The 10745-nt window shown below is 68.0% G+C and carries 7 protein-coding genes and 2 tRNA genes; 5 read left to right on the plus strand and 4 right to left on the minus strand.

Features of this window, described 5'->3' with window-relative positions:
• The 4 genes from KDH83_RS23685 (at position 1) to KDH83_RS23700 (ending at position 2707) form a co-directional block, all read left to right on the plus strand.
• Positions 1 to 76 (plus strand) — tRNA-Glu (locus KDH83_RS23685).
• Positions 77 to 136: 60 nt separating this feature from the next.
• Positions 137 to 213, plus strand: a tRNA-Asp gene (locus tag KDH83_RS23690).
• A gap of 617 nt (positions 214 to 830) precedes the next feature.
• Positions 831 to 1847, plus strand: a complete 1017-nt coding sequence (gene bioB / locus KDH83_RS23695; protein ID WP_212320427.1) for a biotin synthase BioB — start codon at positions 831 to 833, stop codon at positions 1845 to 1847.
• Entirely contained in the window at positions 1844 to 2707 is an 864-nt protein-coding gene (locus tag KDH83_RS23700) for a DMT family transporter (RefSeq protein WP_212320439.1), read from the plus strand. The genes bioB and KDH83_RS23700 overlap by 4 nt, the downstream gene beginning before the upstream one ends.
• Positions 2708 to 2721: 14 nt before the next feature.
• Here the strand turns inward: KDH83_RS23700 and KDH83_RS23705 are convergent, their stop codons facing one another.
• A complete protein-coding gene (locus KDH83_RS23705; RefSeq protein WP_212320429.1) occupies positions 2722 to 4209 on the minus strand; it encodes an MFS transporter in 1488 nt (495 codons plus the stop codon).
• A 79-nt stretch (positions 4210 to 4288) separates the two neighbouring features.
• A complete protein-coding gene (locus tag KDH83_RS23710) occupies positions 4289 to 4792 on the minus strand; it encodes a peroxiredoxin (protein ID WP_103275891.1) in 504 nt (167 codons plus the stop codon).
• A 288-nt stretch (positions 4793 to 5080) separates the two neighbouring features.
• On the opposite strand from KDH83_RS23710, the gene KDH83_RS23715 reads away from it, so the two are divergent.
• Positions 5081 to 5509, plus strand: coding sequence for a hypothetical protein (locus KDH83_RS23715; protein ID WP_212320431.1), 429 nt, complete (start codon positions 5081 to 5083; stop codon positions 5507 to 5509).
• 81 nt (positions 5510 to 5590) lie between these two features.
• Here the strand turns inward: KDH83_RS23715 and KDH83_RS23720 are convergent, their stop codons facing one another.
• The gene (locus tag KDH83_RS23720; RefSeq protein WP_212320432.1) at positions 5591 to 6469 is read right to left on the minus strand and encodes a dienelactone hydrolase family protein; all 879 of its coding nucleotides are present in this window, start codon (positions 6467 to 6469) and stop codon (positions 5591 to 5593) included.
• Between the two features lie 282 nt (positions 6470 to 6751).
• Positions 6752 to 10552, minus strand: coding sequence for a DUF748 domain-containing protein (locus tag KDH83_RS23725; protein WP_212320434.1), 3801 nt, complete (start codon positions 10550 to 10552; stop codon positions 6752 to 6754).
• Between the last annotated feature and the right edge of the window lie 193 nt (positions 10553 to 10745).

Below are 10745 nucleotides of genomic sequence, written 5' to 3' on the forward strand. Positions count from 1 at the left end.
GTCCCCTTCGTCTAGAGGCCTAGGACATCACCCTTTCACGGTGAGTACAGGGGTTCGAATCCCCTAGGGGACGCCAGTATTCTGGCAAGCTGCCTTGACACCGCAGTTGCAGTACCGAAGTTTTGCATACCGCTGCGGAGCGGTAGTTCAGTTGGTTAGAATACCGGCCTGTCACGCCGGGGGTCGCGGGTTCGAGCCCCGTCCGCTCCGCCAAAGCACTTTGCGCCCTATGCGCACGCCGCGAAACAATCGCCGCGCCTTTATCGAAAGCTCCGGATTCCGGAGCTTTTTTGTTTTCCACTCACAGATCCCCTTCTGCCTGGCCGCCGCCAATAGCGGCATATCGGTCCACATGGCTCGCATGCCTGCGAGCGCGCCTGGGTCATCTCGGGACATGCCTGTCCGACCCGCGAGACACTGCATGCGGGCTGCGCTCCATCACGCCGCGCCGTGCCGCCACCGCTCCTCCCGCCGAAGTCCCGGCGGCCAATACGATCTCCCAATCGAGGCCTCCCCCAGCGCAGCATCGCCGCCACCGCGCCCACGCCATCATCGGCCAGGCACCTTGCGCCTCCCGGACCTCAAATTTACAAATTGAATCAAAAAATTCGGCCCTTCGCCGTCCTCGAAGATGCCGGCGCGTTGCTTCTCGGGATGCACTAAAAGTCGCCAAATCTTCAAAAAATAGATCGATCCACCCCGCATTTCCAGCCAGATCCCCGGCATTGCGCAAACCCCGCCCGGCTTCATACGATCCGCCGATCGCAGCCTGAGCCCGCCAAGGCGGCGCAACCGGCGCGATCCCCGCGACACCGACTGGAGCCCTCCCGATGCAGACCGCCTACATCCCCGTCCCGACGATTCCCAAGCCGATGCCCGAATCCGCCGCCTGGAGCGCCGACGAGGTCCTGAAGCTGTATGACCTCCCGTTCATGGACCTGATCCATCGCGCGCAGCAGACCCATCGCACCCATTTCGATCCGAACGCCATCCAGCTGTCCAGCCTGCTGTCGATCAAGACCGGCGGCTGTCCCGAGGATTGCGCCTATTGCCCGCAATCCGCGCATCACGACACCGGCCTGGATGCCGACAAGCTGATGCCGCTGGAAGACGTGGTCGCCGCCGCGCGCGCCGCGCAGGCCGGCGGCGCGCAGCGCTTCTGCATGGGCGCCGCCTGGCGCAGCCCCAAGCCGCATCACCTGGAAGCGGTGGCCGACATGGTCAGCGCGGTGAAGGCGCTGGGCATGGAAACCTGCGTCACGCTGGGCATGCTGGCCGATGGCCAGGCCGAACAGCTCAAGCACGCCGGCCTGGACTACTACAACCACAACCTGGACACCTCGCCAGAGTTCTACGGCAAGATCATCTCCACCCGCACCTACCAGGACCGCCTGGATACGCTGGAGCGCGTGCGCGACGCCGGCATCAATGTCTGCTGCGGCGGCATCGTGGGCATGGGCGAATCGCGCCGCGAGCGCGCCGGGCTGATCGCCCAGCTCGCCAGCATGGAGCCCTACCCCGAATCCGTGCCGATCAACAACCTGGTGCAGGTCGAGGGCACGCCGCTGGCCGGCGTCGAGGCGCTGGATCCGTTCGAATTCGTGCGCACCATCGCCGTCGCCCGGATCACCATGCCCAAGGCCAAGGTCCGGCTGTCGGCCGGCCGCGAGCAGATGGACGATGCGCTGCAGGCGCTGTGCTTCATGGCCGGCGCCAACTCCATGTTCTACGGCGACGCGCTGCTGACCACCGCCAATCCGCAGATGCAGGCCGACCAGCGCCTGCTGGCGCGGCTGGGCATGCACATCGACGCCGAGCCCGCGCAAGAGGCGCCCGCGTGCCGCTGACGCCCGGCCTGCTGTACCTGGCGGCCAGCATCGCCTGCAGCGTGACGGTGGCCGCGATGCTGAAACTGGCGCGCGGGTGGCGCATCGACGTGCGCCAGGCCATCGCGGTGAATTACGCGGTGGCCGCGACCTTGTGCTGGACCGTGCTGCGGCCCGCGTCCGATACGCTGTTCGCGGCCGGCACGCCCTGGCTGACGCTGGCGGCGCTGGGCATCCTGCTGCCCAGCGTGTTCCTCGCCATGGCGCAGGCCGTGCGCCATGCCGGCGTGGCGCGCAGCGACGCGGCGCAGCGCCTGGCCCTGTTCATTCCGCTGATCGCCGCATTCCTGCTGTTCGGAGAGACGCCGGACGGCCCCAAGCTCGCCGCGATCGCGCTGGCGTTCTGTGCGCTGTACTGCCTGCTGCGCCGCCCGTCGCCGGACAGCGAGCCCGCCGAGGGCGGCCGCGACCGCTGGCTGTGGCCGCTGATCGTCTGGGCCGGCTATGGCGTGATCGACGTGCTGTTCAAGCAGGTGGCGCGCACGGGCACGGCCTTTTCCGGCGCGCTGCTGCTGGCCTTCGTGCTCGCCGGAATGCTGATGCTGGGCTACCTGTTGTGGCGCCGCGCAAGATGGGAGTGGCGCCATGCGCTGGCCGGCGTGGCGCTGGGCCTGGCGAATTTCGGCAATATCCTGACCTATATCCGCGCGCATCAATCGCTGCCGGGCCACCCGTCGGTGGTGTTCGCATCCATGAACATGGGCGTCATCGCCGTGGGCGCGCTGATCGGCGCGCTGGCGTTTCGGGAATCGCTCTCGCGCCTGAACCTGCTGGGGCTGGCACTGGCCCTGGCGGCCATCGTGCTGATGATCCCCCGCTAGCGGTACGCGCGGCCTCAGGTTCCGGTGCGCAGGCGCGGTTCGGGCGCTTCTTCGTCCAGGCTTGTTGCGTCAGGCACCATTCCCGCCTCGTAGCCCATGTCCCGCGCAGCCTCGCCGACCGCGGCAGGGTCTGCCGCCGCAACCTCGGCGGCTGCCGCGCCCGGAGCCGCCGTTGCGGCTGGCGCCGCACCCGCCGCGGCAGGGTCAACAGACTGCACGGCGGCCGTGGCGGGATCCGGCTCCACCATCTCGATGGTGATGTCGGTCTCGGGATCGACCCGGGGATCCAGCACCGCCGCCGCGGGCGAGCTTTGCAGGGTATCGGGCATCGGCACGAAGTGGGTGGGCGCTTCCTGCACCTGGTGCGCGCCCGTGACGCGCGTCGGCCGCACCTGCCAGACCAGGATCAGCGCGCAGGCCGACACGAACATGTAGTACATGCTGTGCCCGCCCCAGGACATCAACACGCCCGCGACCATGGGGCCGACGCAGGCGCCGACGCCGTAGGTCATCAGCAGCACCGCCGACAGGCTGACACGCCGCTCGGATTCCACATGGTCGTTGGCGAAGGCCGCGCCCAGCGGGTACAGCGTGAATTGCAGCACGCCGAATACGGCGGACAGGGCCAGCATGGCCCAGAACGGCAGTTCGATCCAGCCCCACATCAGCGCCGGCAGGACCGCCAGCAGCAAGGCATTGAAGCGGATCAGCCCGGCGCGGTTGATGCGGTCCGACAGCCAGCCCATCGGCCATTGCGACAGCAAGCCGGCGGTCACCGCCGTGGCCACGAACACCGCCGCCTGGGACGTGCTCATGCCGTGCTTGGCCCCGTAGACAGCGGCCAGGCCGTAGAACGCGCCGGACACATTGCCCGCCACGAACAGCACCGTCATGGACAGCGGCACGCGGCGCATGAAGAATCGGATGTCCAGCGGCGCGGGCAAAGGCGTGGGCGGGTGCGAACGCGCCGTGACGGCGATCGGCACCAGGCACAGCACCAGGCACATGGCGACCAGCGTCAGCGGCCGCAGGTCCAGCGTCGCATAGGCCGTCAGCGCCAACTGGCCCAGCACGGTGCCCAGGCCGGACACCACCATGTAGACGGAGAACACGCGCCCGCGCTGATGGTTCTCGGTCTGTTCGTTCAGCCAGCTTTCGATGACCATGAACTCGGTCACCATGACGATGCCGGAGATCACGCGGAACACCAGCCACAGCGGCAGCGAGTCGACCAGCGTCTGCGCCAGGATCATGCTGGTGGCGACCGCCGCGCAGGCCACGAAGGCGCGGATGTGGCCCACCCGGATGATCAGCCTGTGCCCCAGACGGGCGCCGCACACCAGGCCGAAGTAGTAGCCGGCGATCAGGGCGCCGATCCACACCTCGCTGACCGCCTGCGACGTCAGCCGCAGCCCCATGTAGGTATTGAACAGGCCCGTGCCGATGAGCATCAGCAGGGTCGCGAAGTACAGCGACGAGAACGAGGAAATGGTGGCGATCATGGCATCGGGCAGCCGCGGCCAGCGGCCTTTCGGCGGACCGCGCCTGCGGCCCGCCGTAAAACGGTAGAACGGAAGAGAATCAGGCCTGCGACAGCATGGTGGCCGCGTCGCTGACCTCGAACTTGCCGGCGGCCTCGACGTTCAGCGTCTTGACCACGCCGTCCTCGATGAGGGCCGAATAGCGCTGCGAGCGCACGCCCATGCCGCGCTGGATCAGGTCCAGCTCCAGGCCCAGCGCCTTGGTCCACAGGGCCGAGCCATCGGCCAGCATGCGAACCTTGCCGTCGGTGCCCTGTTCACGGCCCCAGGCGCCCATGACGAAGGCGTCGTTGACCGACACGCACCAGATCTCGTCCACGCCCTTGGCCTTGAGCGCGGCGGCCTGCTCGACATAGCCCGGCAGGTGCTTGGCCGAGCAGGTCGGCGTGAAGGCGCCCGGCACGGCGAAGAGCGCGATCTTCTTGCCGCGGACCAGGTCGGCGACCTGGAAGGCGTTGGGACCCAGCGAGCAGCCCGCGGTCTCGGTTTCGATGAATTCGGTCAGGGTGCCATCCGGCACGCGGTCGCCGACTTTGATCGTCATGGAAATATCTCCGGCTGAAAAATCTGAAGAAAGAATGAATGGGGCAGAGCATTGAGGCGAGGCCGCCTCACACCCTCCATCATAGTTCCTGCGCGCGGGCGGCGCTTGGCGCGCCTGCCGCCCATGCCCCCGGGCGGGCGCCGCGCCGGCAAAGAACGCGAACAGACTGAAACGACTCAATACGGGCGCGGTGCGCCCGGAAGCCGAGGCCGTTGCAATAATGTCGCAAGAATCATGGCACCCCGCGCGCGCCTTGCCGCCCGCAGAGCCACACACGGAGAACATGCGATGCGCAAGATGGCAGGCGGCCTGATGGCCGCGTTGGCGCTGGGCTTGACCGGCGGCGCCTGGGCGGCGCCGGACGCCAGCGAACAATTGCAGTACGAATCCTTCATCGTGGCGGCGGGCGCGTCCAATGGCGCGGCCCGCGCCTGCGGCGCGTCCGAGCCCGATCTCAAGCAACATCAGGACACCTCGCGCAAGAACCTGCAGCGCTACGCCCAGGAATACGGCTTCAACGCCCAGAACTACGACACGCTGTACGACAAGGGGCTGGACCAGGGCAAGGCCATGATGGAAGAGATGAAGCGCTCGGGCGTGGACGGCTGCCGCGGCGTGCTGGGCAGCTTCCAGAACGAGCGCGTCATCGGCTACGAGGACATGAAGGCGGCGCTGGCCGAGGTCAGCGACGGCCTGCCGGGGGAAACCGAGAAATAGGACGGAGGCACAGTTCGCGCCGTCCCTCGGGGCGAGCTTGAAGCAGAAGAAAGCGCGGCGCCCGCGCGCCGCCGCCCTCGCCTACAGCCCGTTCTGCTTGAACCAGTCCAGCATGCGCTGCCAGGCCTGTTCGGCCTCGGCCTTGCGGTAGCTGGGCCGATAGTCCGCATGGAAGGCATGCGGCGCTTCGGGATAGATGTCGATGCGCGAGGCCTTGGCGGCGGCCGGCCCCTGGGCCAGCGCCACCCGCATGCGGTCCACGTCCGCCAGCGGAATGCCGGCGTCCTTGCCGCCATAGGCGCCCAGCACCGGCGCCTTCAGGTCCCCGACCGCGCTCAGCACCGGGCGCGGCTTCAGCTCGCTGGGCTCGCCGCCCAGCTGCCCGTACCAGGCAGCGCCCGCGCGCAGCTTGGGATTGTGCGCGGCGTAGAGCCAGACCTGGCGTCCGCCCCAGCAAAAACCCAGGATGCCCAGCCGGCCCGCGTCGCCGCCATGCTCGGCGGCCCAGGCCGAGGCGGCATCCAGGTCGCGCTGCACCTGCGCGTCGGGCACCTTGCTGATGATCTCCGCCTGCAGCTTGGGGATATTGGTATAGCGCGACGGGTCGCCCTGGCGCGCGAACAGCTCGGGCGCGACCGCCAGATACCCCAGATGCGCCAGGCGGCGGCAGATATCCTGGATGTACTCGTGCACGCCGAATATCTCGGACACCACCAACAGCGTGGGCAGGTTCTTCTTGCCCTGCGGCGCGGCGCGATAGGCCGGCATCTTGCCGTCGGCCACCGGAATGTCCACCTTGCCCGCCAGCAGGCCGGCGGCGTCGGTGGCTATCGCCGTCTGCGCCACCGCCTGCCCCGCCGCCAGCGAAAATCCCGCCGCCACCGACGTGGCGATGAAGCCCCGGCGGTCCAGCTTCAAGGGCGGCAGCAAGCTGTCGAACTGCGAATCCTGGTCGTTCATGCCTCATCTCCTGGGAAGAGCGCTCGCCCGTATCCGCACCAAACCAGCCACGAGCGGCAAGATTGCACTTCACACCTCACACTTCAACTACCAACAGCAACAGCGTCAGCCGTGCCACCTTCCAGTGAGGCACACTCCGGTAAAGCACACTCCGCAAGGTCGCACGGCGCCGGCACGACCAGGTCGCCCCCAATCGGGATGTCGCGGATCCGGCTCCGCCGGTCCGCAGACATGCCCCCTTGAGGGGGAAGCGCGCAGCGCTTCGGGGGTGGGCTCATCCCTCTATTTCAGAGAGAACTCCACCCGCGACGGCACGCCTTCGTCCTTGATGCCGTCGGCGTCCAATTGCGGCGCGACGATGAAGACGCGCTCGGCCAGGCCCTCGTGAGCGAGCAGCTTCTCATAGACGGCCTGGGCGCGCGCGTCGGCCAGCTGGCGCAGTTGCTCGTCACCCACCGGCGCCACGCTGCGCAGCATTTCCTCCATCTGCGCATCCGGTATGGACTTGGCGATGCCGATCAGGTTCCTGGGCTTGTCCTTGATGTCGGTATCGCCGTAGACCTCTTCCAGGTACTTGGAGCGCTCGGCGGGCGACACGTCGACGCCGGCCGGGTTGGGCTTCTTGCCGCGCGGCGCGACGGCGGCGGCCTTGGCGGCGCGGATCTTGCTTTCGATCCAGGCCTGGCGCAGGCCTTCCATGTCGGTCTTGGGATCGGCGCGGCCGCTCAGGTCCATCTTCAGGCCGGGACGGTCGGTCAGGGCCTTGATCAGCGTGTCGATGCGTTGCTGGGAATCCTCGGTCAGCGCGGCGCTGCCCGGCGCGAACTCCACATAGGACAGCTCCTCGCCGCCGCCAAAGGCCGAGGCCAGCAGGCTGAAGGGCGAGGTCACCGCCTTGACCACCAGGTTGAGCACCACGCGCACCACAATGCCGCCTACCGAGAACTCCGGATCGTCCAGCGAACCGGAAATCGGCAGGTTGATGTCGATATTGCCGCGCGAGTCCTTCAGCAGCGCCACGGCCAGCAGCACCGGCAGCTTGGTCGCGTCGGGGCTGTTGGTCTTGTCGCCGAAGGTCAGCTGGTTCAGCACCACATGATTGCTGGCGGTCAGCGCGCGATCCTTGATCTTGTATTCCAGGTCGACCGACAGCTTGCCGCGCTTGATGGGATAGCCCACGTACTTGGCGGAATAGGTGTTGAAGCGCGGCAGGTCCACGCCCTTGGCCGAAGCCTTCAGGTCCAGCGCCAGGAACTTGGCGAAGGGCTGCACCACGCCGCTGATCGACAGCGGCGCGGTCGTGTACACGCGGCCCGTGACCTTGACCTTGGCGGGCTGCGGATTGCTGGAGGACACCGCCGAGATCGAGCCGTCGATGCTCGACAGCTCCGCCACGTAGTTCGGCTTGACGAAGCGATCGGTGAAGGTCATGCGGCCGCGCGTCAGCGTCACGCTGTTGAGCGAGATGTCGGGCATGCCGCCGCTCTTGGCGGCCGGCTCGGGCGCGGCGCGGCGGGCCGGCGTCTGCGTGTCCTGGGTGATGGAGCCGCCCGCCTGTCCAGGCGCCGCCACCAGGTCCATCACGTTGAGCCGGCCCTGCGCGTTGAGCAGGATGCGGCCGTAGAAATCGTCCAGCGCGATATCGCCCAGCTTGGCGCCGATCTTGTCGCCGGCGACGGAGATATCCATGCCGGAGAAGGCCAGGCGCTTCCAGTTCAGGAAATCGTCCTTGTTGACGCGGTCCTGCAGATCCAGGTCGGAGACTTCCACCCCGCCCTTCCAGCCGACCGTGAGCGGCGCCTTGCCATTGGCGGCCGCGAAGGCGACATCGCCCTTGGCGCCCAGCGTGACGGCGCGCACGGTGGCATTCAGGCTGGACGCGAAGTAAGGCGCGAACGAGGCTACGTTCAGCGCCGACAGGTCCACCGAGGTGCGCAGCGTCAGCGGCTGCGGCGTGAACGCACCCTTCAAGGCCAGCTTGCCGTTGCCCTGGACGCCGTCGGCGTCCAGCGTGAAATTGCTTTGTCCCGGTCCCATCGCCAGCCGATCGGCGGTCAGGTGCAGGCGTTGCAACGCGACATCCAGTGCGGGTTTCAGGGATTCGTCGCGCGCCTTGAACTGGATCAGCTCGGCTTGCGCGCCGGTGGCGGACACGTCCACCGCCCCACCCTTGTCCAGCACGTGCACTTGCGCCGACAGCGCCAGGCGGCCGTCCTGCAGCGTGATCGGAGCGGCGCTGCGCACCGCCGGCGCCAGCGGCGCCAGCGCCACGTTGCCCATGCGGAACGACATCTCCAGCGCCAGCGGCTGCAGCACCAGCGGACCCTTGGCGCGGATCCAGCCGCCGTCGGTGCTGTTGTCCACCGTCAGCCACAGGCTGATCGGGCGATCCTTCTGCTGCGGGATCTCCACGCCCTCGACCGTGGCGGCGATGCCGGTCATCGAGTAGTCGAGCTTGCTGACCGCATCGGTCAGGTGCAGTTCGCCCTCATGGATATTGAAGGCGTCCAGCGTGATCTTCCATTCGGCCGGCGCGGCCGGCTGGGGCGCCGGGGCCGTGCCTGCCGGACCAGCCGGAGGCGCGGCGCCCGCGGCAGCGGACGCCGACGGCGTGGCCGCGCCAACCGCAGCGCCGCCTGCGGCGGGAATCGCAGACTTGGGTTCGGCGGCTTTGGCTTCGGCCGGCTTGGCTTCGGCACTCTTCGCATCAGCCGCCTTCGCATCTCCGGTCTTAGCATCTCCGGTCTTAGCATCTCCGGCCTTGGCATCTCCGGCCTTCGCATCCGCCGGGTTCACGCCCGCCGGCTTGGCAGTTGCCGCAGCAGAAGCCGCCTTGCCCGCTTCGGGTGCGCCAGCCTGCGCGGCGGCGACCTTGGCCGAGGCCTGCGGATCCGCAGGCTGGGCGGCGGCCTTGCCCGCCTTCGGCGCGGCCTTGGCATCCTGTGTCTTGGCATCCGCCGGCTTGCCCGCAACCGGCTTGCCACCCGCCGGCTTGGCCGCGCCGGGCTTCGCGCCCAGCTGTTGCAACTGCTCGGCCACGTCCTGCCAGTTCAGCCGCAGGTTCTCGTAGCGGCGCGCATGCACCTGCGGCGCCCACAGGCCGACGTCGCCGATATACGCCTGCCGCGCGATGGGTTCAAGTTCCAGACGCGATACCGTCAGCGCGCTCCAGGACGCCAGCTCGGCGCCCGACTTGTCGCGCAGATCGAACTGGCGCAGGCCCAGGTCGCCCACCACCCGGATCTTGGGCGGCGCGTCCTTGGGCTGCTCGAACACCACGCGCAGGTTCGAATCGAGCAGCGCGCGCTCCAGCTTGAACGGCAGCGACATGGGCCAGACGTCGGCCCATTTCTCCAGTTGCAGGCCGGAGAAGGTCACGTTCAGCGTCGAGGACGGCACCTTCTCGAAGGGCCGCGCCACGCCGGTCAGGTCGAAGGGGCTGCCGTTGATGCGCAGGTGCAGCCGGGGCTGCACGTCGATGTCGGTGGCGTAGCCGAAGGTGGAGATGAACGGCACGCCCAGCGTGAACTCGTCCACCACCTGCTTGCGGCCGGTGACCTTGTCGTCCAGCGTGACCGAGCCGCCCTCGATGCGCATGTTGTTGAGCGAGAAGCGCGGCGGGCCTTCGTCGGGCTTGGGCGGTTCCTCGGGCTTGGCGGCGCTCATCTCGGCCACGCGCTGCTGCACGTCCGAGAAGTTGAAGCGCGTGACGTCCTCGCGCACGATGGCGATCTTCGGCTCGCGCAGCGTCAGCCGGTCCACCACCGGCGCGAACCAGAACAGCGAGCTCCAGGCGGCGCTGGCGTCCAGTTCGGCCAGCGTCAGCAGCGGCGTCTCGGATCCGGGCTGCGCGATCGCCAGGTCCCGCGCGCGGACGGTCAGGGTAAAGGGATTGAAGCTGATCTTGCCGACGGAAACGTCGCGGCCCAGCATCTTGGAGACGTCCTCGGTCAGGACGGAGCGCAGTACCTTGGGCACCTGCCAGGCCGCCACGCCGCACAGCAGCAGCGCCACGGCCACGACGGACAAGAGGATCTTGCCGACGCGCCGGGTGAACCTGAACTTTGGCATCCGCATGGGCATCGCGAGTCTCCTGGTACGACAAATTGTAGGCACTGGCCACGCGTCGGGTACGTGTTTTGCGGGCGATTATCGCGCCCCCCGCACGGCTCGTCTATCATAGGGCGTATCAGCGGCCCGACCCGGACCAGACAGGTCCGCCGCGGCCGCTATTTTCAATCATTAACAATTCTCGATTCCGACCCATGTCCACGCC

The organism is Achromobacter sp. Marseille-Q0513 (assembly GCF_018195695.1).
Lineage (GTDB): Bacteria > Pseudomonadota > Gammaproteobacteria > Burkholderiales > Burkholderiaceae_B > Achromobacter.

Bases quoted from the DNA above. Each gene is read 5' to 3' on its own strand.
- bioB (WP_212320427.1), top strand. From the start codon at position 831: ATGCAGACCGCCTACATCCCCGTCCCGACGATTCCCAAGCCGATGCCC.
- KDH83_RS23715 (WP_212320431.1), top strand. From the start codon at position 5,081: ATGCGCAAGATGGCAGGCGGCCTGATGGCCGCGTTGGCGCTGGGCTTG.
- KDH83_RS23720 (WP_212320432.1), bottom strand. From the start codon at position 6,469: ATGAACGACCAGGATTCGCAGTTCGACAGCTTGCTGCCGCCCTTGAAG.
- KDH83_RS23710 (WP_103275891.1), bottom strand. From the start codon at position 4,792: ATGACGATCAAAGTCGGCGACCGCGTGCCGGATGGCACCCTGACCGAA.
- KDH83_RS23705 (WP_212320429.1), bottom strand. From the start codon at position 4,209: ATGATCGCCACCATTTCCTCGTTCTCGTCGCTGTACTTCGCGACCCTG.
- KDH83_RS23725 (WP_212320434.1), bottom strand. From the start codon at position 10,552: ATGCCCATGCGGATGCCAAAGTTCAGGTTCACCCGGCGCGTCGGCAAG.